This window comes from Anatilimnocola floriformis (assembly GCF_024256385.1).
Lineage (GTDB): Bacteria > Planctomycetota > Planctomycetia > Pirellulales > Pirellulaceae > Anatilimnocola > Anatilimnocola floriformis.
Genome location: NZ_JAMLFW010000001.1, coordinates 768108 through 791271, shown reverse-complemented (window position 1 = coordinate 791271; position 23164 = coordinate 768108). Strand labels below are relative to the sequence as shown.

Sequence of the window (23164 nt, the reverse complement as noted above, 5' to 3'; positions counted from 1 at the left end):
TTTCGCCCCACCTTACCTCCCCTCCCGCTGTAGGTCAGGCACTGAAGTGCCTGACCTGCCACCGCCGAAAGTGACCGCGATGCACTTGAGGTTGTTCATCTTCACGCTGCTGGCCGTTGCCTTGGCTTCCACCGCCCAGGCCGAGCCGTTCATCGAGCATCTCGAGCCGCCGGCGCTCACTCGCGGCCAGGCCAATAAACTGACGATTGTCGGCAGCGAACTCGATCGGGCTCAGCAACTATGGTTTTCGCTGCCGGAGAAGTTTTTTCAGATCAAGGTGCAGTCGAGCGCCTTGGCTCGCGCCGAAGTGGAAGTAAACGTCGCCGCCGATTGCCCACTGGGAATCTATGGTCTGCGGCTCGCAACCGAAGATGGCCTGAGCAATCTGCAACTCTTCGCCGTCGATGAACTGCCGCCGACGAAAGCCACGAACGAACCGCTGCAGAAACTTCCAGTTGCGATTGCCGGTGATCTGCAAGCCGCCGAGGTCGACCGCATTCGCTTCACGGCAGCGGCGGGCGAGCAGATTTCGTTCGACATCGTCTGCAGTCGTTTCGGCAGCGACGCCGATCCGCTGCTGACGATCGTTGACGAGCACGGCAAGCGAATTGTGCAAAAGGACAACTCGCCGGGCATCTTTTACGACTGTGTGTTCTCACACACGTTCAAAACCGCGGGAACCTACACGCTTGAAGTTCGCGACAGTCGTTATCTCGGTTCGCCTCACTGGCAATACTGGCTGCGCATCGGCAAATTCGCGGCCGCGCGCGTTTCACTGCCGTCGACGATTCTGCCGGGTGTCGCGACGAAGATCGCGCTGCCTGAAATCAACGGCGAGGTGGAAGTAACCACCGCCGCCGATCAACCTCTCGGCAATTTCTTTCCAGCTGTGAAGCGAAAAGACGATTCCGTTGCAACTTGGTTGCCGCTGACGGTTTCGGCTATTGCCGCTATCGTCGAGAGCGAACCGAACGATACTCGCGATAGTCCCACGCATGTCGCCACGATTCCTGCAAGCTTGCAAGGAGTGCTGAACCCGGCTGGTGATGTAGATTGCTTCACGCTCTATCTGACGAAGGGGCAAAAGCTGTCGCTGCGGGCCGAGACCAAGACGATTCAATCTGCGGCCGATCTAGAAGTCATTCTGCTCGACCGGACAGGCCGCGAGATGCAGCGCATGGACGACGTGACACTCCCCGGCGGCGCCCTCGAAGAAGCCGCGTTCAACTTCAACGTTGGCGACGACGGTTTGTATTACATCCAAGTCCGCGACCTGAGCGGCAGTGGCAGTCCCGCGCACGCCTACCGCATCGACATCGCTCCCCAACAACCCAAACTAGAACTCAAATCCGAAATCTCTGCGCTCTCTGTGCCTCTGTGTTCGTATCAACGCCTTCCCTTCGCGGTCACTCGCACCGAGTGCCCCGGCCTCATTGAACTCTCTCTCGTGAACGCACCGGCAGGAGTCACTCTAGAACCAACGACCATCCCCGAAGGCGTCAACTCCCTCGACTGCAAACTCCGCGCAGCCAATAACTCCCCGCTCGGTCTCTCTTCCATCCAAGTCCTCGCCAAAACCAAAGTTGGCGAACAAGAGATCACCGCCGCCCTCACCGTTCAACCACTCGTCGATCGGCAACTGATCAACGTCGATCTCATCAAACATGCCCTCCGCGAAAACCAGCGTTGGCTGCCGGCAACCTGCACGCGCAGCATCGCGCTGCAGATCACACCCGCCGTGCCGTTCACCGTGGAGCTCGCCGCGCCGGAGTTGGTCTTGCCGCGCTATCAACAAGCCACGGCGACGATCGTCACCACGCGCGACAATGGCTTCGCCGAGCCGATTTCCTTCACCGCGATCGGCGGTCAATGTGGCGAAGAGAAGCAAGGCCGCAAGCAAGTTTTTGCCCGCATCGCGAATGCGACCAAAGAGGAAGCGAGTGTTCCCGCTCTCTTCATTTCGCGCAGCCTGGCCAATGACGCGAGCGAACGAATTGACGTCACTGCCGTGGCGAAGCAAGGACCGCGAACGGTCACGCTACAGCGGAGTCTACAGTTGATCGTGAAGCCTGGTTTTGAGGTGACCATCGATCCGCCGCCGCCGACCACGTTGCCGCCGGGCAGCAATTTCAATTTGCGCCTGGCGCTGCAACGCCTGCCGTCGTTCGCCGGCCCGGTAGAGATCGAAGTGCAGCCGATTTCTGGCTTGCAGTTGCCCGAGAAACTGACGATTGCCGCTGAAGCAAACAGCACGGAATTTGCCGTCACGATTCCCGACGACTTCCGCCAAGGTCGCCACCGGTTCCGCTTCACTGCGACCGGTCAGGTGGGGAATTTTCAGGAAGAGCCCCGGCCGAAGGAATTCGACTTGGAAGTGAAAGCTCCGCCGATGGAGAAGAAGAAGTAACCATGCGATTCACTCCTTTCCTGATTGTCATCGCGCTCGTTCCCGCGGTCTCAGCCGCCGCGGATATCGCGATCGCACCCGCTGAGTTCACGCTCACCGGCGGACGCTCGCACGTGCAACTCCTCGTCTCCGAAAACAACAGCGCCGACGTAACTCATACGGCCAAGTACGAGTCGTCTGATGCCAAGATCGCGACTGTTTCCACGATAGGCATCGTAACACCAATTGGTGACGGAACGGCAACGATCACAGCGACAACCGCGAGCGGCAAAGCGACGGCGACGATCATCGTTGCCGATTTCGCGAAGCCCAAGCCGATCGATTATCGCACCGATGTAATGGCAGCTCTAAGTCGCGCCGGCTGCAGTCAGGGCGCCTGCCACGGTTCCCCGCAGGGTAAGGGTGGCTTTCGCCTCAGCCTGCGTGGCTTTGATCCAGTTGGCGATTTGCAAACCCTGGTCCGCGAAGGTTCAAGTCGCCGCACGAATCCGTTCGAGCCCGAGCAGAGTTTGATTCTCCGCAAAGGTTCTGGCCGGATGCCGCATCAGGGCGGCGTGCGATTTCAAACTACTGACACGGCGTATCTGGTGCTGCGTGATTGGATTGCCGCCGGCTGTCCCGATTCCACCGCGCCGCGGCAACTCGTCAGCCTCGAAGTCCTTCCCGGTTCGCGCCGACTCGCTGCTGGCAGTCGCCAGCAACAACTCGTCGCGCTCGCTAAGTTCGCCGATGGTTCGATCGTCGACGTCACCGGCGAAGCAGTCTTCAGCGTCCCCATGGACGAAGCCGTGAGCGTCACTGCGAACGGCCTCGTCGAGTTCACTGCCACGGCAGAAGCCAATGTGCTGGTGCGTTATCTCGAGCAGGTTCGCAGCGTGCAGCTGACCTATGTCGAAGCCGATCCGGACTATCAATTCAAAGGGCCGGCGCCGGCGAACCTTGTTGATGAGCAAATCTTTGCGAAGCAGAAAGCGCTGCAGCTGCAACCGGCCGCCGTTTGTAACGACGAAGCTTTTCTACGGCGAGCCTACCTCGATGTGCTGGGTATTTTGCCGCAGCCTGCAGAGGCCGCGCGGTTCCTTGATTCGCCGGCCGCTGACAAACGCGAGAAACTTATCGACGAATTGCTAGAGCGCGACGAGTTCGCCACTTACTGGGCGCTGAAATGGGCCGATGTGATGCGCGGCAACCGAACGACGATCTCGCTCCGCGGCGTGCATCGCCTGCATCGGTATCTGATCGACCATTTCGCCGAAGATCGGCCGATGACCGAATTGGCGAAGGACATTCTCACCGCCCGCGGCAACACGTTCGAAAATCCAGCCGCCAGTTTTTATCGCGTGGCGCGCAATCCAGAAGAAGCAGCCGAGAGTTTTGGTCAGCTGTTTCTGGGAGTGCGAATCGGCTGCGCTAAGTGCCACAACCATCCGTTCGAAGCGATCACGCAAGGTGACTACTACGGACTGGCGGCGTTCTTCGCGCGAGTCAAGCTCAAGGGGAAACAGTTCAATCTCGACGATGAAGTCGTCTATCTGCAGCGCAACGGCGACGTACAGCATCCGCTCACACGCAAGAATCTTGAGCCCGCTGTCTTTGGCTTCACGCCGGAGAAGGTTGGCCCCGAAGACGACCGCCGCGCACCGCTCGTGGCCTGGCTCGTCGCGCCCGACAACCGCTACTTCGCCCGCTCGACCGTGAACCGCTTGTGGTATCACTTGCTGGGCCGCGGCATCGTCGAGCCGGTTGATGATTTTCGCGATACGAATCCGCCATCGCATCCGGAGTTGCTCGATGCGTTGGCGACGGAGTTCGTGAAAGGCGACTTCAAAATCAAGCCGGTTCTGCGGCTCATTCTGCGGTCGAAGACCTATCAACTAGCTGCCGAAACGCCGCAGCAATCCAAACATGCAGCCGCGCCGGCTCGCTACTTCACGCACACGCACGTGCGGATCATCACCAGCGAGCAACTGCTCGATGCGATCAGTTCTGCCATCGGCGTGCCCGATGAATATCCGGGTTATCCCGTCGGCACGCGAGCTGGTGAACTCGCCGAAGGGGCCGTTGAAAATCACTTTCTGATGGCTACCTCGCGCCCGGTTCGCGACACCGCTTGCGATTGTGCCCGCGAAGAAGACGCCGATCTGGCCGGCGCGATTCATCTCCTCAATAATCCCAGCCTCGTCAAGCGACTCGCTGCGGACAAGAGTCGCATCGGCCTCGCCGTCGCGGCAAAGCAATCGCAACCGCTGATCGTCGAGCAACTCTATCTCGCCACTCTCAGTCGCCGGCCCACGGCGCGCGAGCAAAAGATCGCAGAGGACTATCTTAAGGAGCAGCCTGACCTGGCGGCGGGGCTGCAAGATCTGCAACACGCGCTGCTCAACGGTAGCGAATTCCTACTGCGGCATTGAGCCTTAACGAATGTGCGGCTTTGCGGACTAAGGACATTCCCTAGTGCGCATATTTGCCTGTGCGCCGTTCCGCTACGCGCCGATAGCCATTGCAGCATGCTACGCATGCATTGATATCACTGCTCCACGCAGTGCCAGTTGCTACGGATACGCAGCAAATCATAAAGCCAGGAAGGAGCCTGCCATGCCTACTCGATTGAGCGGCCTCGTCGCAGTGTTGATGTTCGGGGTATCGGTGCTCGTCACCGGGATGGCGGCGGCCCAGGAGGCCGAATACCACGGCGTCGATTCGGGCTGCACTGCCTGCGACGATGGTTGTCAGCCGGCCCTGCTCGGATTCATTCAGGCGACCGATCCGTCGTGGGCTGGTTTCATCAGCCCGATGACGAACCCCGTGTTTTTCGAGGACCCGCGGACGCTGACCGAAGCCCGCTTCATTTTCATCGATCACCAGATTCCCACGCTGGCCGGAGGCGCAATTCCGGCCAGCCGGTTGCAGGTGCTCGCGGTGCAGTTGCGGGCGGCGCTCACGGAAGACTTATCGTTGATCGCGACCAAAGATGGCTTCATCTTTCCGTCGGCCGGTGCGCCGCTCGATGATGGTTGGGCCGATCTGTCGCTGGGGCTCAAATACAATCTGTGGAAGGATTGCTGTTGCCAGCGGATCTTGAGCGTGGGAGCGACCTTCGAACTTCCCACCGGCAGCACGCAAGCCTTGCAAGGAAACGGCGACGGCGAGTTCAACGTCTTCGCCACCTATGGCGCCCTGTTTGGCGATGCCAATCACTTGATCACGGCGGCTGGCTTTCGTCTGCCTGTCGATCGCTCGGCCGAGAATCAGGTCTTTTACTGGTCGGCCCACGTCGATCGACAGCTGAACTGCAGCTGTTGGTATGTCTTCGCCGAAGGCACCTGGTATCACTGGCTGAGCAACGGCACGAACGTGGCGTTCAATGGCATTCAGGGTGGTGACTTCTTTAACTTTGGCGCGACGGGGGTCGCCGGCACCGATATTGTCACAGGTGCGCTGGGCCTCAAATTCAAACCGAGCCTGCTCAACGAAATCGGTCTCGCCTATGAATTGCCGTTGACCGACGAGCGCGGTGTGATGCAGCACCGGTTTACGGCGGATTACATATTGCGGTACTAGAAAATTTGTAGGTCAGGCACTTCAGTGCCTGACGAAATGGACTCGGGGGTTACGAGGGAGTCGGTCGACGGCGCCGGTCAGGCACTGAAGTGCCTGACCTACTCGCTACTCGCCAGCATTGCCTGGCAGTTCCACGGGTATGTACGACCTTCCCCAATCGAGGTCATAGTGACCGAGCATTGACCAGCGGTGAAATGACGACTCTGGCCAGTCGCGCGGCCGCTTCACGTAGCCGTGCTTGACGGGGTTGTAGTGCATGTAGTCGACATGGTTCTCCAGATCATATTCGTCGTCGATTAAATGCTCCCAATACCGACGCTGCCAGATTCCTCGGCGGCGCTCGCGGATGCGAGATCGACGACGACGCTGTTCGCGACCGCCGGTCCGCAGCCAGCGCATGGTGAATTGGCGTTTGATCCAATTCCAGCGGATGTCGTACTTGTCGTCGCCCGCTGGTAGTTGCCAAATGGCATGCAAATGATCGGGCAACAGGACAATCGCCAAGACTTTGAACGGCCGCCAAATGACAGACTCGCGCAAGACGTTACCCAGGATTTCGCGAGCTTTTTCATCTGCGAAAAGCGACGCGCGGCGCTCGGTAACCACCGTGAAGAAATACGTGCCTCCGCGTACGAAGTATCGACGATAGTCCGACATAAGACAGAGCAGAGGTGGGCAGGGAAGATTTGGGCAGCATAGGCGAAGGCAATGTGAAATCAAGAGTTGGCGCTGGTCAGGCACTGAAGTGCCTGACCTACTGATGCTCCCTAGCGCCAAAGCAATCCCCAGCGCTATAGAGAGAAACTGCAAGCCGGGTTAGACTGGCAACCGCTAGATTGACTGCAGGAAATCGGCTGGCAGTGGGGAATCGATGAAAGAGCCCGAGGAATTTCAAAACTGTGCCGAGCGGCTCAAAGCCGTCGCCGATCCCGAGCGGCTGCGAATTCTGCAAGTGTTGTTTCGGGGGCCGTGCACGGTCGGTCAGATCGCCGAGCAGTTGTCTGAGGACATCGTCAAGGTGTCTCATCACCTCTCGATTCTGCGGCGGAGCAAGATCGTGCTGCCCACGCGGCAGGGGCGGTTCATTCAGTACTCGATTCATCCCGAGGTGCAAGCCGCAACCTCAGCCGAGGGCGAAGCTCAAATCAACTTCGGCTGCTGTCATCTCGATCTGAAGCTGGAATCGAAGGGCGCCTAGAGCGCGCGACCGTTAAGCCCGAACTCTGCTTTACAGCGGCGGCTGCAAGGCACAGAATAACATCTCAACTAATTCGCTCAACTTAGTTCACTGCCGCGGCCTTCGCAGGAAGGTCGCGATTTTTTTGTTTCTATCGGTTTGCTCGTTCTGCTAGTGGAATTGCTGACATGGTCGAATACGTACCAATGACCAAGAAGGGCTTCAATAAAAAGAAGGCCGAATTGGATCGCCTCGATAACGTCGAAATGCCCCTGATCGCCGAAAAGATCGCTGCCGCGCGGGCGGAAGGCGATCTCAAGGAAAACGCCGAGTACCACGCCCAGCGCGAAGCGCAAGGCTTGCTGCAGGCCAAGATCAACCATCTGAAGAGCGAACTGTCGCGGGCCCAGATCATCGATCCCGCCACGCTGCCGCGCGATCAGGTTTGCTTTGGCGCGACCATCACCGTCCGCGATGTCGACATGGACGAGGAAGAGGTCTACACCCTCGTCGGCAGCGGCGAAGAAGACTACGACACCGGCAAGATTCTGGTCACCAGCCCGCTGGGCCAAGGCTTGCTCGGCAAAAAAATCGGCGAGACCGCGGAGATCCCCGCGCCGAAGGGTTCGTATGAACTCGAAGTCCTGAAAATCGATTTCAGCTTTTTGGATGACTAAGGGATTGCAGATTTGAGATTGCAGATTGCAGACTGAAAAAAGGCGGGAGCGAACGAAGCAGCGAAGGTATTTGTCCTCAATCTGACATCTGCCATCTGCCATCTGCAATCGAGGAGCGATCGATGTTGCTACCGCTTTTGATGTCGATCGCTCTCGTCAGCCAAGCTTCCGCAGGTCCGCAGCCCGTTCCTACCATGCAGGTGTTGCCGTTGCCGCAGAGTCAGGCGGCGGTCGAGTGGGATGGCAAAGAGATCAGCCGGTATTACTTTGGCGCCGACAATCGGCGGACCTTTCTTTATCCGCTGATCGGCCCGAGCGGCAAATCGCACACGCGGATGGGGCATCCTCGCGATCCTAACAGCCACAGCCATCACAACAGCTTGTGGATTAGCCATCACGATGTGAACGGCGTGGGCTTTTGGAACGACTCGACGAAGGGCCGCATCGTTCACAAACGCGTGAGCCGATTTGAAGACACCGATGCCGAGGCGCTGATCGAAGTTGAAAACACTTGGGTCGACGAAGCCAATAACAAACTGCTCGAAGAGACCCGCGCGATGCGGTTTCTGCCGCAGAAGAACGGTGAATGGCTGCTGGTGATCGATCTGCTGCTCGCTCCCGGCGCTGCGGCGAAGGAGGGCGTGACCTTTGGAAAAACGCCGTTCGGCATCACGGGCGTGCGAATGGCAAAGACCATTGGCGTGCATGATGGCGGCGGCCGGATTCTGAACAGCGAAGGGGGCGTGAATGAAGCGGGCGTCTTTTGGAAGCAAGCCAAGTGGGTCGATTACAGCGGCCCACTGACGAAAACGGAATCAGGCGGCGTCACACTTTTTGATCATCCCATGAATCCGAGTTACCCCTCGCACTTCCACGTGCGTGACGACGGCTGGATGGGCGCTTGCTTGAGTTATGAAGCGCCGCGCTCGCTCGCCGTGGGTGACAAGCTCAAGCTTCGTTATGGCTACTGGGTGCATGGCGGTCTGCAGGATAAAACAAGCATCGACGAACAATTTGCCGCATTCACCAAGATCGGCGACGTGCCGCCGAAGAGCAAATAAACTGATCATCAACAGACCTTTGCCAAATATGCCGGAACGGCGCTGAGTACAGCTGTTTCGGCCTACTGAGAGAATACATGTCTTATCCCCAGCAATCCGGCAGTTATCAAAACCCTTATCCGCAACCCAATCAGCCGCCGATGCCTCATGGCGGGCCAGGCTTTCCGGATCAAAATCCGCCGCAACCCGCAAGCAAAAGCGGCTGTCTGTGGGGCTGCTTGATCGCTGGGCTCATCGGCCTGCTGTTGCTCATCGTGGCCTGCGTTGGCGGGGCGTACTACGTCACCACACAAGCCAAGCAACTGGTGGTCAGCGGCGTGCGGTTTGTCGTCGTGCAAGGGATCGAGCAATCGGAACTCACTGCCGAGGACAAAAAGCAAGTCATCGCCGAAGTCGATCGCCTGGTCGATGCCTACAGGAAGGGCGAAATCAACGAGAAGGATGCCGAGAACATCCTCAACGAGTTGCAAGAGTCGCCGCTGATTCCGCTCTTCGTCTGCTTCGGCATCGAGAAGCAATACCTCGACAAGTCGGGGCTCTCTGCCGAGGAAAAAGCCGACGCCCGCAAGCAACTGCAGCGACTCGTCCGCGGCGGCATGGATAAGAAAATCGACCAGGAAGACCTCGATGAGCTCCTCGCCCCGCTGCAGCAGGACGGCCCGAAGGGCGAGAAGCAAATCAAGCCGACGCTGACCGATGAAGAGATCAAAACCTTCATCGCCGGCGCCAAGGAACTCGCCGACGAAGCCGAAGTTCCCGACGAGGAATTCAAAATCGACATCGGCGACGAAGTGAAAAAGATCGTCGACCGCGGACTCGCCAAGGGCAAGAAGTAACTGCGTAGGCCGGACCATTGGTCCGGCCAAGAATCGGGTACCACGCCGATCTGGTTGCCAGACCGGCCTTGGAACAGACCAATGGTCCGTCCTACAGTTTTCCCCGAAAAGCCTTTCCTTTCGTCAAAGTTTGCCAGCCAGCACGTCGATACTGACTGCTGTAACACGTTCCGGTTGTAACGGCGGCGCAAGGTCTGCCGGCGGCTGGAAGTTTAAGTGCTGCTTCGCTAGCACCGCTGGTATTGCGACTGGAGACGACTGCGATGAACAATTCTTCTCACCGCCTGCTGACGATGACGCTGGCTGCTTCGAGCCTCGCGGTATTGGCCCTGGCCAACACTGGTTGCCAGGTCGTGGAAGCGGGACAAACCCTCCCGAGCGCGTACTACATTCAAGACGATATTCAATACTTCCCGCCGGGTCCGGAATTCAAGCTGCAGCGTGAAGCCGCGGCGATGAAGGCCTACAAGACCGACCTGGAAGCTCAACAAGCCGGCCGCCAAGCCGCTCAGTAATGACGGTAGGCCGGAACAAGCGGTACCGCGGAGTTCCGGCAAGCAGGCCAAGCGACGTCAATCTCTAAATCAACCGGAACCACAGGTTCCGGCCGACGTCATCCCTTAGCTCCGCGCGCCGGTGAGCTTCACAACACTTGTGCGCGCTTTTCGTAGCTTCTCTAAGTCTCGACTCTACTGAGGCTTGTGCGAAATTCTGGCTCCAGACCGGCATTTTCTCACAACAGTTCGCAACAACCCGTTTTCAGCGACTTGCCGCGAATAGCGCGCTCTGAAAGCCAATCTGCAGAACGACTTGCCGCCAGTAGTTCGTTCCCAAACCGTTATGGAACGGTCGAAACCGCACAACCATCAGGGCGGCACTTAGGCCAACGGCCTCGTGCGCAGATGGCGTGCTCTCCACCAGCCCATTGCCAGCCACCCGAATTAGCGGCAATAAAGTGTGATATTCGAGAGGCGATATTGCAGACGATTTATGTCTCTAAGTCTTTCGCAGAAACGACTTGCGAAAGAAATGGTGGCTTGTATTGCCTGTTATATTCTGGGGGTACGAAAGAGGGGGCGTTTCATCGCTGGTACAAGGCTCGTGGTCGCAGCAATCGCGAGCGTGGGTCAGAAGCGCCGCTTGAATGGCCACGTACGCAGCCCGCTGCGGCCGGCCGAGCCTCACGGGCGGAGCGGATTTGGATTATCGTATCTGCAGTTCCGAGTTACTCCCTCCAAGTTCGTTCCCGCCATGCTGACGTTCGTCATTCCGGTTTACAACGAAGTCGAGAGCCTGCGCGCATTGCACAAAGAGCTGTGCGAGGTTTCGGCGGAACAAAAATACGAGATGGAAATCCTGTTCATCGACGATGGCTCGAAGGACGGCTCGTGGGACTTGATCAGGACGCTATCGACCGAGGATGAGCGCGTTCGCGGCATTCGCTTTCGGCGCAACTTCGGCAAGGCGGCAGCGCTGTCGGCTGGCTTCGAAGCGGCGAAGGGCGATTTGGTTTTCACGCTCGATGCCGATCTGCAGGATGATCCGCATGAAGTGCCGCGGTTTATCGAAGAGCTCGACAAGGGCTTTGACGTGATCAGCGGTTGGAAGCAAGTGCGTCATGATCCCTGGCACAAAGTCGGGCCGTCGCGCGTGTTCAATTGGCTGGTCGGCCGCCTGACCGGCGTGAAGCTGCACGATCACAACTGCGGGTTCAAGTGTTATCGCCGCGAGGTGCTCGAGGAAGTTCGGATCTACGGTGAGTTGCATCGCTTTGTGCCGGTGCTCGCCGCGGCAAAAGGTTGGGGCGTGAGCGAAGTGGTCGTGAATCACCGCTCTCGCAAGTTCGGCTATAGCAAATACGGCGTGTCGCGGATCGTAAAGGGCTTTCTCGATTTGCTGACGGTCTACTTTCTCACCGGTTTCAAGGAACGGCCTCAGCATTTGCTCGGCACGCTCGGTATCCTTTCGTTCTTCATCGGCAGCATGGGTTTGCTTTACCTGGCTGTGTATTGGATCGTCGACAAAATCTTTCCCGCCTGGGAAATGGAAGACCTGCACAACCGCCCTGCCGTGATGTATTCGATGGGAGCGCTGCTGCTCGGCGCGCAGTTGATCTCGATGGGTTTTCTCGCCGAGTTGATCACGGCATATTACGGGCGGAATGTGAATCAGTATTCGATCAAGGATCGGATCGGCATCGCGGCAACGAAGCCGGACGAACGGGCTTAACGAAGGAACGGCAACGGCCATGGCGGAAACGGCGGCGTTGAAAAAGGATGAGTGGCAACCCATTCGCTGGGGCGTGTATGCGCTGCTGATCGCGGTAGCGATGGCAGGAATGGCGTCGCGGTTGATGCAGGTGCGCTCGACGAGCATCGCCGATCCTTCGCCGTTTTTGAGTGCAAACGACCGAAGTCGCTGGTGCACGATCCGCTCACTCGGTGATCAAGGAACGTATGCAATCGACGATGTCATCTTCAATGCCAAGGGAGATCGGCAACGGGCGTGGCACACGATCGACCTCGTAAAGCATCGCGGCCGCGACAGCCAGGAACATTTTTATTCCAGCAAGCCTACGCTCCTGCCAACGCTGATGGCGGGCGAGTATTGGCTGATCAAAAACACAACCGGGGCGTCGCTGAGCAACAAGCATCAGACATTTTATGTCGCGCGACTCATGCTGCTGCTCAGTCATGTGCTGCCGCTGATCGGAGCGATGTGGTTGGTGGCGCTATTTGCCGAGAAGTTGGGAACGAGCCAATGGGGCCGGATCTTTGTCGTCGCGTGCGCAACGCAGGCGACTTTTTTGTCAACGTTTGCCATCACGCTCAATAACCACGTCGTCGCTGCCGTGGCGGTGATCGTCGCGCTCGCGGCGCTGTGGCCCGTTTTCTCCAACGATTCAAAGGCTTGGTGGCGATTTGTAGTCGCAGGCCTCGCGGCGGCTTTTGCCGTAACTTGCGAGTTGCCGGCGCTGGCTTTTTTCGCGATGCTCGCGGTGGTGATTCTGTGGAGAGCACCGCTGCAAACACTCGTGGCGTTCACTCCTGCCGCGGTGATTGTATTTGCCGCCGCCCTCGGCACGAACTACCTCGCGCATGAGAGTTTGAAACCGGCCTACGCCCATCGCTACAAAGACGGCCCGGTCCTCGCACAACTGCCGGCCGATCTGGCCGCAAAATTCGAAGCGGGTCAGCTGCCGCCGGTTGCCATTAGCGAAGTAAAAGCCAAGGGGATCGAGCTCTCGCCGAAGACGATCATTGAACCACGCACTGCTGGCGAGCGGTGGGTGATTTGGGATGAAGATGGCCACGACCGCCTGGCCGTGCAATTGGTGAAGCCCGACAAGATCGAGATCCGCGCGTGGGACGACTGGTATGACTACGAGGGAACATATTGGACTGCCGATCGTCTGCAGGGCGTCGATAAGGGCGAGCCGTCGGTCGCGGTCTACATTTTCAATTGCCTGATTGGTCACCACGGCCTGTTTTCCCTCACACCGATTTGGCTCTTCAGCGTGTGGGGTTTGTTCCTGTGGTTGCGCGGCCCACGCGACGCGCGGTGGTTTCTTGCCGCGGCGATCACGTTACTGACGCTCGTCGTGCTGGCCTTTTACTTCAGCCGACCGCTCATCGATCGTAACTACGGCGGTGTGACGAGTGGCCTGAGGTGGTTGTTCTGGCTGATTCCGCTGTGGCTGCTCGCGATCATCCCCGCCGCCGATGCCACCGCCAATTCACGCTGGGGCCGAATCGCCGCCGTCATTTGTTTTGCGATCAGCGTCTTCTCGGCGAATTACGCCGCGCTCAATCCATGGTCCCAGCCGTGGCTGTTTGAATATTGGTATCAGCTGGGGTGGATTAACTATTGATCGGCGACCCGATCCGTAGGACGGACCATTGGTCCGTCTAGAGTGGCTCTGGCAGTCAGATGGGCGAAGTACCCGCTTCTTGGACGGACCAATCGTCCGTCCTACGAAGAGAGTTACTCTTCGATCATCGCCTGAAGCGCTTCCAGCACCTTCGCATCATGGCCGTCGACTTTGACCGCGCGCCAGACTTTGCGAATGACACCCGTTCCGTCGATTAAGAACGTCGAGCGGGCGATGCCCATCGACTTTTTGCCGTACATATTCTTCTCGCGCCAAGCGCCGAATTTTTCGGCCACCGCGTGATCCGGATCGGCGAGGAGCGGGAAGTTGAGTTTGAACTTGTCGCGAAACTTGCCGTGGCTGGCGACATCGTCGGGGCTCACGCCGAGCACCTTCGCGCCGAGCTTTTTCAGTTCGGCTTGTTGATCGCGAAAGGCGCAGGCTTCGCGCGTGCAGCCGGGGGTGTCGTCGGCGGGATAAAAGTAGAGAACGACCGGGCTCCCCTTGAGGTCGGCGAGCTTCACCTTGTTGCCGTTGTCGTCCGCCAAAGTGAAGGCCGGGGCCTTGGTGCCTTCTTCAAGCCAATCTGCCATGTGTCGTGCTCCAGTGAGAGGATTCGAGGTTGCTGCGGCACATTCTAAGGAATGCGCTGCTAGCTCGCAGGCGGTGCAGAGAAAATGGTTCGCGCGCGCTCAAGCCGAACGGCAAAGGATCAATCCATCTCCATCTTCTCATCCATAGCGCGGCTCTGAATCACTGCCGCTCTCCGCTGAATGGGGCAGTCTGCTCACCAATTTTGCCGTGCGCATCTTTTGGCATCGCATCTGCTTTACCAGCGAGCCGAGCCGGCCTCTCTTAGCCGGCGTAGGGCACAAATACTTTGGAGTGATTGAGATGAAGAACCTCTTCCTGCTGGCGTTGGTCGGCACGTTTACCCTGTTAACCTCGCTCGACGCCGAAGCTGGTCGTCGTTGCGGCGGCCGTCAATCGCGCCGCGGCTGTGGCAACGGCTGCGCGACCCAACATTATGGTTGCCAGACCGGCTGCCAAGTGAACGGCTATCACAACGGAGCCATGGCCGATCCAAACATGGCTGCGGCCGAACCGGCTCCGGCCGTCGATCAAAATGCTCCGCCGCCGGAACCAGCTCCCGCCAAGTAAGGCGATAAGTCGGGCCCAGGCAAGAAACAAAGAGAGGCCGTCGCGCAGCGGATACGCGACGGCCTCGATTCGGGGAGGGAGCGCTGGCGCCCCTGGTTCAGGTCTGCCGCCCACACAACTACCCTCGCGCGGTGAAACGCGAGAGCGTTGTGTGTGCAAGCAAGTGGCGAGCGCGACCGCAGCAAACCAGCGACAGTTGCTGCGGCCAAACCCATCTAAAACATACGTCGATTTTCAGCCGCGGGAGATTTCGCCGCGATAAATTACTGAATAGGCAAAAGTCAAATCGCTAGCGTTCATCGCTCCATTCTGCGTTCTGACTTCTTAGTTCTTGCCTTCCTTTGCCCTTTCCGGCTTCGCCTCGTTTTGCTAATTACCCGCCGGATCGCGATTTTGCGCGAACTCGTCGGCGGAATTACTCAAGTTTGGGCCCAGGGCCAGAGGCGTACTGACATGAACCGCGTATGGGGAATGCTCAAGTGGGTTCGTGCAAAGGTGAGCATCAAGCTCGCACTCATCCTCGTCGTCATGAGCACTGGCGTGTTCACGGCGTGGGCGGCGTACTCGCGCTTCAGCAAAAAGGCGCCGCTGCCAGAACCGAAGAAAGTCGTCACCGGCGTGGGCGATGGCGAAGTCGCCCAGCTATCCGCCGAGTCGCCGGCCTTCGATCCGAACGCACCGCCGCCGCCGCCCACCGCACAGCAGCCGTTCGCATTCAACAACAACCCGACTTACGGTCAGCCGTCGAGCGCGCCCCCCGCGCCGCTGGAGCCTGCGTACGGCGACGGTGGACACACCGCGCCGTATCAACCGCCGGTTGCCGGGCCAGCGCCCGCGTTTGGTCCGCCGCCAGATGCTACGCAGCCTGAAACAAATACGGCTGAAGCTCCCGTCAATCCGATCCGTGGCTTTGGCGTGGCCGACAATGATCCGGCCGAACAGCCGGCCGCTGAACAGCCCGCGCCGTTCCCGCAGCAACCGCCGGCCGATGCTTACGCGCAGCCAGAGCAAACAGCACCGCCACAACAACTGGGGCCGCCGCAACCGCTCGGCCCGCCGACTTCGTTGGCGCCAACGCACCTGCAACCGGCCCCGGCTCCGTCCTATGCAGCGCCAGCCCCGGCTCCGTCTTACGCCGCACCAGCGCCGCTCAATCGCTTTGCCAGTCCGCCGCCGGCAGCTGCGCCGGTCGAACAATATCAACCGTCGTCACCAAGTCCAGTTGGTCCGTCGGCTGGATCGTTGTCGTCACCGCCTCGCAGTCTCGGTGGTTATGGCCAACCAGCGAATCCTTCGACGAGCGAAATGACGGCCGGCCGCGAAGCCACCGGCAAAGGAACGCCTGGCGAACGTCACTTCGAAGGCGCACAAACTCCCGCGCTGACGCTCGAGAAGATCGCGCCGGCGGAAATTCAAATCGGCAAACTGGCGACCTTTGAACTGCGCGTGAAAAACGTCGGTCAGATCGCGGCTCAGCAAGTGCAAGTGACCGATCACATTCCGAAGGGCACGCAACTCGTCGAATCGAAGCCGCAATTCCAACGCGCCGCCGATGGCACGCTGGTGTGGCCGCTCGGCACGATGCAGGCCGGTGACGAACAAGTCATTCAACTACAGGTGATGCCGCAGCAAGAAGGTGAAATCGGCAGCGTCGCCCAGGTGTCGTTCGCCGCCTCGGCTACGGCCCGCTCGGTTTGCACGCGGCCCATGCTGCAGATCGAACATACTGCTCCGGCGAAACTGCTCATCGGCGAATCGCTCAACATGACGATCACCGTCACCAACCCCGGCACCGGCGCCGCGACGGGCATCGTCGTGGAAGAAGACGTGCCGCAGGGGCTGACCCATGTCGCCGGCAACGAACTGGAATACGAAATCGGCACGCTGCGCCCTGGCGAGTCAAAGCGACTGGAACTCACGCTCCGCGCTGACAAGGCCGGCGTGATCAAGAACACGATCGTCGTTCGTGGCGATGGAAATCTCGCGGCCCAGCATGCGATCAATATCGAAGTCGTCGCCCCGCAACTGCAGGTCGGCATCAACGGCCCAAAGAAGCGTTTCCTCGAACGGCCGGCGACTTACACACTGTCGATCAGCAACCCCGGCACCGCGGCAGCTCGCGATGTCGAACTCGTCGCCTATCTCCCCCGCGGCATGAAGTTCGTCGAAACCGACGCGCAAGGACAATACGACGCTCAGCAACACGCCGTCTTCTGGAGCCTGGAAGAACTTCCGGCCACGAAGGCCGGCAATGTAAAGCTGACCGCTGTGCCGCTGGAAGTCGGCGATCAAAAGCTTCGCATCGAAGGCCGTGCGGATCTCGGCTTGAACACCGCGTTCGAACAAGTGGTGAGCGTCGACGCCTCGGCGGAACTCGTCCACTCGATCGCCGATCTCTCGGATCCGATCGAAGTCGGCGGCGACACGACCTACGAAGTGCGAGTTCGCAACGTCGGCACCAAAACGGCGACCAACATCCGCCTGGCCGCGCTCCTGCCGGCGGAACTAAAGGCACTTTCCGGCGAAGGGCCGACGCGGGCCGCCAACGATGGCTCGCGCGTCATCTTCGAACCTCTCGCTCGTTTGAATCCACAAGAAGAAGCCGTCTTCCGAATTCAAGCCAACGCTCAGAAAGCGGGCGACTTCATCATCCGTGTGCAGATCAGCAGCGCCGAATGGCCCACGCCAGTCACGCGCGAAGAGAGCACGCGGGTCTACAGCGATCAGTAGGAATTGCAGATTTCAAACTTCAGATTGCAGATTCATGCTCTCGCGATGAGCAGCCCAAGTCACCCAACGAATAAAGCCATGAAAAAAATCGGACTCTCGATCATCGTCATTGCCGCCCTCAGCACTGCCACCGGTTGCTTGTCGCCCAACGGTGGCCTCCAACCGATGCCTTGGTGGCCCATGGGTGGCGACGGCTGGAATAAGCCGGCCAATCAACCCTCGACTTCGCCGCCGACAACTCAGCAATACATGCGCAAGGGAGCTGTGAATCCGAGTGCGCAAAGGACAACACCGCAGAGGCCGACCGGCGATGCGATCAACGTTACCGTTGGCGATGAGTAACTGTTAGGTTCGCCAATAACGTTTCGATGTATTCGCCAGGCAAGCCTTGCTCGCGCGCGCCGGTAATGATCCGCGTTAGATATTCCTCGCTCGGCTGCCGCGGCGCGGTTACGTTTTCTGGCAGCGAGACATACACGATCGCTGCCAGTTCAACGCCGTCGTCAGTGATTACGATCACCTGACGCCGCTCGTAGCCCTCTTCGAACTCATCCAAACTAGCGAGCCCTGGCGGCCCGATTCGATAGACCACGCCGAGCACGTCGTGAGCGGCAGGCTCGATGTTGGCGTAAATTTCGCCATCACTGCCGAGCATGTTGAAAACCACGCGTTGATTCGGCAGCCGCGCACGACGAGGCTGTTCTTCTTCGGTGCGAATCGGCCCGGTCCGCTCGATCATCTGCGCGGCGAGCAAGTTGCTGCCGTAGGCGAAGTACCACTGATCGGCATCGTCACGCACGCTTAGTTTCCGCGAACTTCGTCGGTCCAGACCTTGAACGACTCCAGTGTATTCACGCCGAAGGTCGTCGTAAGAGCCACGTCGGCGGCATCTCGACCCCGGGCCATCAGCACGCGGCCGACGCGCGGCACATTGTTGCGGGCGTCGAAGGCATACCATTGGCCACCGAGATAGGCTTCGAACCACGCGCTGAAATCCATCGGGCTCGGCACCGCCGGCACACCGATGTCGCCAAGATAGCCCGTGCAGTAGCGGGCGGGAATGTTGCAATTACGGCAGAACGTGATCGCCAGGTGCATGAAGTCGCGGCAGACTCCCACACGCTCGCGAAAGGCGTCAAGCGCCGTGCGATTGGCGCGAGCCTTTTGATAGTCGAACCGAATGTGCCGATGGACGAAGTTGGTGATCGCCTGCACGCGAGCCCAACCCGGCGGAGTCTCGCCGAATAGCCGCCAGGCCACATCCTTGAGTTCGCTATCGACTTCGCAGTAACGACTGGCGAGCAAGTACAGCAGCACGTCGTTGGGCAGATCTTGCACCTGCGCCTGCGTGGCCTGCGGTGCTTGCAAATCGGGCAGGCCGCAGTCTTCAACCAGGGCTTCATTGCGGAACACCACGCGACCGGCCGGCGCGGCAATCCGCCCACATTTGTTGCCGTACAAGTCGTGGTATTCGGCCACCGGCAGCGGCGGCCGAATGGCCAGTCGATCGGGCTGACGTGTAGTCAACGCCCGCGTGGGATGCAAATAGAGCATCAGCACCATCGGCGCCGGCTGTGGCGAAACGAAGGCAATCTCGTAACCAACTTTGATCAGCATGAAGTGTGGACCGCCGGCTGAGATCGGCCACATGACCAATCAAAAACTGTCGAACACATAGGTTCGCGTGCTTGCCGGAAGAGAGAGCGCCGCGCAGGTCAGCGGCAGCAAGGCGAGTCTGTATTATACACGAAGCGTAGGCGAGTCGCGGATGACACGGCGGCGTTTACTTAGCCTGCAAGCTATTCTGCAACAAGAAACCTTCCATCTCGGCTTCGGCCAACCGCAGATCACGGAGGGCATCGAGATACATCGAATGTGCGTTTGAGTACTTACGCTGCGCGTCGAGCATTTCCAGGTATGTCTGCTCACCGGCCTGATAAGCTTTGCGCGAAAGGTCAACGTTCTCCTGCGCGAGCTTGAGAATCGTCCCTTGCATCCGCTCCACCTGGTTGGCCGAGCTTTCGTAACGCTCGAAGACCGGTGCTAACCGCTGCTGAATATCCAGCTCTAGCAACGCCATCTTGTGCTCGGCCACGGTCACTTCGCCCTGCGCTTTCACGATGCCGCCCTGATTCTTGTTCCAGATCGGGATCGGCATGTCGACGATGAGCGCGCCGTCGGGCCGGCCGCCAATGCCGTTGTCTTGCCAGTTGTAAAGCGCTTGCAGGTTGACGTTGCCTTTGTGCTCGACCAGCGCTCGTTGATAGGCCCAGCGCGCCCGTTCGATTTCACTCGCCGCGGCGGCGATCTCGGGGCTTGCGGTCAGCATTCGCTGCAGCATTTCCTGATAGTTGAGCTTCTTGGCCGCGACTGTCACATCGCCGGCCAACGGTTGCGGTTGAAAATCGGGTTGACCAAGCACGGCAGTCAGACTGCGCCAGGCGGACGAATGGCTGTACTGCGCGTTCTGCAGCGCGACGCGGGCATTTTCCAAATCGAGTTGAGCATCGAGCAGATCGAGCCGGCTGATTTCCTGGGCCTTTAGCAGTTTGTTGGTTGTGTCGAGTGCCTGGCTGTACATCCGGGCAATATCGGTAGTCAGATCGATCTGCCGCTGCGCGATCAACACGCGATAGTAGGCGGTACGGACATCGGTGAGCACGCGATATTGCTGCGCGACCAACTCCTGCTCGGCCCGAGCCACTTCATGCGCGGCGGCCTGACGATTGAGATTCAGTTTGCCGCCGCGAACAATTTCCTGCGTCACATACACGCCATGTTGTTCGGCGAGTCCGTTGCTGCCGAGCTGCTGGCCGGAGTAACCAACCGAGGGATTCGGCGGCAAGCCGACCTGCACCCAGGTCCCTTTCGCGATCTGCACCTGCGCGTGAGCACGGCCGAGCGAAGGGTTGTTGTGCAGCGCCATCTGCTCGAGTTGCTCGAGTGCGAGCCCCGCATGAGGTTGCGGCGGCGCGAGTTGCCCCTGTGGCGGCAGCTGATGCACCGCCGGCGGCGGTTGCTCTTGATGCGCTACCGGCCTGATATTCACCGGCTGCTGCGCAAACGAAGTTGCTGCGAGCAAACAGCCACCCAGCCCGAGCGCGGTTGCGCGCAGGGCGTGGCGGAACGACGACGGTAGAGGTGGGCAATGAAAGGCGGGCATGCTGAGTTCATCGGCAGATTCAGCAGCACCCCTAGAGGCCGTAACTTCGCGATAGACCGTAATTTATTGCCAGCACTGCTGTCGCACTGTCGGCTTTCACTCCGTGAAAGCACGCGTCTTACTTCGCTGCTCGAGCCGGACTACTGGTCCGTCCTACCAACAGCGGCGCGAGGCCCGCGATCGTCAACAACACTCCCATGGCGGTCAACGCCAGGCCCGTTGTCTGCCGTTGTCGCACACTGCGGCGCGCTTGATCGGCCTGACTGGCCAGGTACTCGCTGTTTTCATTTCGGCCATGCGTGGCAAGTGCTCGGAATTCTTTATACAGATCGTCAATGCCAAGGTCGGCCACGGGAACTTCGGCTCGCTTGATATCTTCTTCGGTCAAGCCGAGGTGCTGTGGTTGGTAAGCCAACTCAGCCGGGACATAAATTGCATTGGCGGCGAGCACAATCGCGCCCGCGAAGAGCGCAAGCAAGCCGATCGCGAAAGCGGGGCCTTGCCACATGGGCGCAGCAGGAGCCGTTTGCACCTGCTCATCGTCGACCGTCTTCAACTGCTTCAGGCCGCGGATCGTCGGCACCGAGACGGTCGCGCCACATTGGCAAGTCAATTGTTCGCCGGCCTGACTCGGGCGGACGCGAACCTGCTGACCACAGTGGCAAGGGACGAGATAGAGTTGCATGAGTGGCCAAAGGGATGAGGGACGAGAGATGGGAGACGAGGGAATGCAAATTCATTCTGCATTCTGCGTTTTGCATTCTACATTCCCAACTAGCCAGGTGCTGCCGAGCCCCGGTTCGCCCACCACGGTAAGCTGATGCCGCCGTCGATGAGGAGTGCGGCGCCGGTGAGATACGTGTTCTTCGGATCGGCGAGGAACAAAATTCCTTCGGCCATTTCGGCGGGGGTGCCGAGACGGCCGAGCGGAATTTTTGCGCCGGCCGTTTGCAATGTGTCTTCACTGGCGAACTTTCGTTCGCCGGGAGTGTCGGTCCAGCCGGGCTGGATGACGTTGATCCGAATGCGATGCTCAGCAACCTCGATCGCAGCGGTCCGGGCCATGTGCTCGACAGCGGCTTTCGACATGTTGTAAGCCATCGCCCGCGGCGCCGGGATGAACGCGTGCGGCGAACTGACCAGCACGATCGAGCCGCCTCCGGGTACTCCCGGCGAAGACTCACCCTGCTTGATCATCTGCTGAGTGGCGGCCCGCATCAGGTAGAACGCGCCCCACATCGTCACATCAACTGTCCGCTTAAAACCAGCCATGTCGGCCTGATAGAAAACCTCGCGATCGCTGAACGCCGCGTTGCTGACGGCGATCGTCAGCTTGCCGAAGTTCTTCACCGCTTCGGCCACTAGATTCTCGACGGCCGCTTGTTCAGCGACATCGCCCGCGACGGCAACGGCCTGTCCACCTGCCGCTTCGCACTCTTTGACAACTTTTTCGGCCTGTTCGCGATGCGAGCGGTAATTGACGATCACGCTGGCCCCAGCCCGCGCCAGAGCAACAGCCGTGGCTTCGCCAATTCCCAAACTAGCGCCGGTGACGACGGCGACTTGCCCCTTCAGATCAACAGCAGACATGGCGGACGTTTTCTTCAAAGTGGTTTGCGGACTGGAGTTTGGCTCATTTTGCTCTGTGGCGACGACGGGGGGAAGGAGGTGAAGGACGGGAGGCGGAAGACGAGGCGAATGCAGAACGAAGAAAGCAGAATTCAGGAGCAAGGAGGCGAAGTTGAGTTGCGTAAACGGAATGCTAACGTAGGCTAATTTTCCATTGCCGGTTTTCGCCTTTCGGTTCTGCGTTTTGTCTTCTCACATCTGCATGCTCTCTGCCCAGCCGCTAGCACTTCCGCACATGCGCCGCGTCAATCCGCAACCTCCTTTTTCGCCCGAAAATGCGGGGAACTCACTCCGAACCCCCTACGTCAGATTTCTGTCCTTTTCCTTATCATCGCTACTAGCCCTGGCACTTACCGTAGTTAGAATTAGGCAAGCCACGGCCAAGCCGCGATTGATATCCCTTCCCACCAATAATGTGGATTCATCGCTCAGGCTGGCGCTGCCAAGGCAGCTTGCGTGGCTGAGGATGGGAACAGAAGGCACTCGGGGGCATGTTCTTAGGCCAAGTTGTGGGTTAACTGCTTGTTCGTTTGTTTCGCTCGATATTTTCCTTCGGCGAAGCATCCGACGGCCACCACAACCAGCCGAGAGGACGTGCCTGATTCCATCACTCAACCCGTTCGAGATTGAAGCGACCCACCACTGAACGACAGCCTGTTGCTGAGCAACCCAAGTAGAATCCCGCTCCGCCGTTCCTGTTCATCGTCGTCTGAGTCACTCAGACCCGTTGAACCGAGCCCAGCCGAGCCGCGGTGTTCCTTTATTGGATGTCGGTTAGTGATCCTGAAGCTTCGGTCCAGATTGGAGAAATGTTCCTCGTGCCGAAACTGGTGGGCCTGCGTAAGACGTACGGCTGATCGGTTGAGTTAAGTTGAGAGGGATGCAGAAGAC

Annotated in this window: 20 protein-coding genes; 13 read left to right on the top strand and 7 right to left on the bottom strand. The window is 59.2% G+C overall.

The genetic code is table 11. The features are described from left to right. Positions 1-46: 46 nt before the first annotated feature. The 3 genes from M9Q49_RS03205 to M9Q49_RS03195 all read left to right on the top strand — a co-directional run bounded on the left by M9Q49_RS03205 (position 47) and on the right by M9Q49_RS03195 (position 5968). Positions 47-2407 (top strand): PPC domain-containing protein, encoded by a 2361-nt coding sequence (locus tag M9Q49_RS03205; RefSeq protein ID WP_254507206.1) that lies wholly within the window; start codon positions 47-49, stop codon positions 2405-2407. 2 nt (positions 2408-2409) lie between these two features. Then, positions 2410-4818, top strand: a complete 2409-nt coding sequence (locus tag M9Q49_RS03200; protein WP_254507205.1) for a DUF1549 and DUF1553 domain-containing protein — start codon at positions 2410-2412, stop codon at positions 4816-4818. 184 nt (positions 4819-5002) lie between these two features. Continuing rightward, the gene (locus tag M9Q49_RS03195; RefSeq protein WP_254507204.1) at positions 5003-5968 is read left to right on the top strand and encodes a hypothetical protein; all 966 of its coding nucleotides are present in this window, start codon (positions 5003-5005) and stop codon (positions 5966-5968) included. A 105-nt stretch (positions 5969-6073) separates the two neighbouring features. Here M9Q49_RS03195 and M9Q49_RS03190 read toward each other — a convergent pair whose 3' ends face one another. Then, entirely contained in the window at positions 6074-6625 is a 552-nt protein-coding gene (locus M9Q49_RS03190; RefSeq protein WP_254507203.1) for an REP-associated tyrosine transposase, read from the bottom strand. Positions 6626-6839: 214 nt separating this feature from the next. Between M9Q49_RS03190 and M9Q49_RS03185 the strand changes: the two genes are divergently transcribed. From M9Q49_RS03185 to M9Q49_RS03155, 7 genes are all read left to right on the top strand, one after another. Beyond that, positions 6840-7166, top strand: a complete 327-nt coding sequence (locus M9Q49_RS03185) for an ArsR/SmtB family transcription factor (RefSeq protein WP_254507202.1) — start codon at positions 6840-6842, stop codon at positions 7164-7166. Positions 7167-7333: 167 nt separating this feature from the next. Further along, on the top strand, positions 7334-7822 hold the full coding sequence (gene greA, locus M9Q49_RS03180; RefSeq protein ID WP_254507201.1) for a transcription elongation factor GreA: 489 nt from the start codon (positions 7334-7336) through the stop codon (positions 7820-7822). 122 nt (positions 7823-7944) lie between these two features. After that, positions 7945-8883, top strand: coding sequence for a DUF6807 domain-containing protein (locus M9Q49_RS03175; RefSeq protein WP_254507200.1), 939 nt, complete (start codon positions 7945-7947; stop codon positions 8881-8883). Positions 8884-8960: 77 nt separating this feature from the next. Continuing rightward, positions 8961-9719 (top strand): hypothetical protein, encoded by a 759-nt coding sequence (locus M9Q49_RS03170; protein WP_254507199.1) that lies wholly within the window; start codon positions 8961-8963, stop codon positions 9717-9719. Positions 9720-9982: 263 nt separating this feature from the next. Beyond that, on the top strand, positions 9983-10234 hold the full coding sequence (locus tag M9Q49_RS03165; protein ID WP_254507198.1) for a hypothetical protein: 252 nt from the start codon (positions 9983-9985) through the stop codon (positions 10232-10234). Positions 10235-10970: 736 nt separating this feature from the next. Then, positions 10971-11948, top strand: a complete 978-nt coding sequence (locus M9Q49_RS03160; RefSeq protein WP_254507197.1) for a glycosyltransferase family 2 protein — start codon at positions 10971-10973, stop codon at positions 11946-11948. A 19-nt stretch (positions 11949-11967) separates the two neighbouring features. Continuing rightward, positions 11968-13590, top strand: a complete 1623-nt coding sequence (locus tag M9Q49_RS03155) for an emopamil-binding family protein (RefSeq protein ID WP_254507196.1) — start codon at positions 11968-11970, stop codon at positions 13588-13590. A 113-nt stretch (positions 13591-13703) separates the two neighbouring features. On the opposite strand, the gene bcp is transcribed toward M9Q49_RS03155, so the two are convergent. After that, complete coding sequence (gene bcp / locus M9Q49_RS03150) at positions 13704-14183, bottom strand: thioredoxin-dependent thiol peroxidase (protein ID WP_254507195.1); 480 nt, start codon at positions 14181-14183, stop codon at positions 13704-13706. A 301-nt stretch (positions 14184-14484) separates the two neighbouring features. Here bcp and M9Q49_RS03145 point away from each other — a divergent pair, with 301 nt between their 5' ends. From M9Q49_RS03145 to M9Q49_RS03135, 3 genes are all read left to right on the top strand, one after another. Continuing rightward, positions 14485-14751 carry a hypothetical protein gene (locus tag M9Q49_RS03145; protein ID WP_254507194.1) on the top strand — a complete coding sequence of 89 codons (267 nt, stop codon included), beginning with the start codon at positions 14485-14487 and terminating at the stop codon, positions 14749-14751. Between the two features lie 453 nt (positions 14752-15204). Continuing rightward, complete coding sequence (locus M9Q49_RS03140) at positions 15205-17481, top strand: hypothetical protein (RefSeq protein WP_254507193.1); 2277 nt, start codon at positions 15205-15207, stop codon at positions 17479-17481. Positions 17482-17559: 78 nt separating this feature from the next. Next, on the top strand, positions 17560-17823 hold the full coding sequence (locus tag M9Q49_RS03135) for a hypothetical protein (protein ID WP_254507192.1): 264 nt from the start codon (positions 17560-17562) through the stop codon (positions 17821-17823). On the opposite strand, the gene M9Q49_RS03130 is transcribed toward M9Q49_RS03135, so the two are convergent. The 5 genes from M9Q49_RS03130 to M9Q49_RS03110 form a co-directional block, all read right to left on the bottom strand. After that, positions 17804-18280 carry a gamma-glutamylcyclotransferase family protein gene (locus M9Q49_RS03130; RefSeq protein ID WP_254507191.1) on the bottom strand — a complete coding sequence of 159 codons (477 nt, stop codon included), beginning with the start codon at positions 18278-18280 and terminating at the stop codon, positions 17804-17806. The genes M9Q49_RS03135 and M9Q49_RS03130 overlap by 20 nt on opposite strands. Before the next feature lie 2 nt (positions 18281-18282). After that, entirely contained in the window at positions 18283-19131 is an 849-nt protein-coding gene (locus M9Q49_RS03125; protein WP_254507190.1) for a transglutaminase-like domain-containing protein, read from the bottom strand. A 133-nt stretch (positions 19132-19264) separates the two neighbouring features. After that, entirely contained in the window at positions 19265-20644 is a 1380-nt protein-coding gene (locus M9Q49_RS03120) for a TolC family protein (protein WP_254507189.1), read from the bottom strand. 118 nt (positions 20645-20762) lie between these two features. Further along, positions 20763-21329, bottom strand: a complete 567-nt coding sequence (locus tag M9Q49_RS03115) for a hypothetical protein (RefSeq protein WP_254507188.1) — start codon at positions 21327-21329, stop codon at positions 20763-20765. Positions 21330-21418: 89 nt separating this feature from the next. Then, positions 21419-22234, bottom strand: a complete 816-nt coding sequence (locus M9Q49_RS03110; RefSeq protein ID WP_254507187.1) for an SDR family NAD(P)-dependent oxidoreductase — start codon at positions 22232-22234, stop codon at positions 21419-21421. Between the last annotated feature and the right edge of the window lie 930 nt (positions 22235-23164).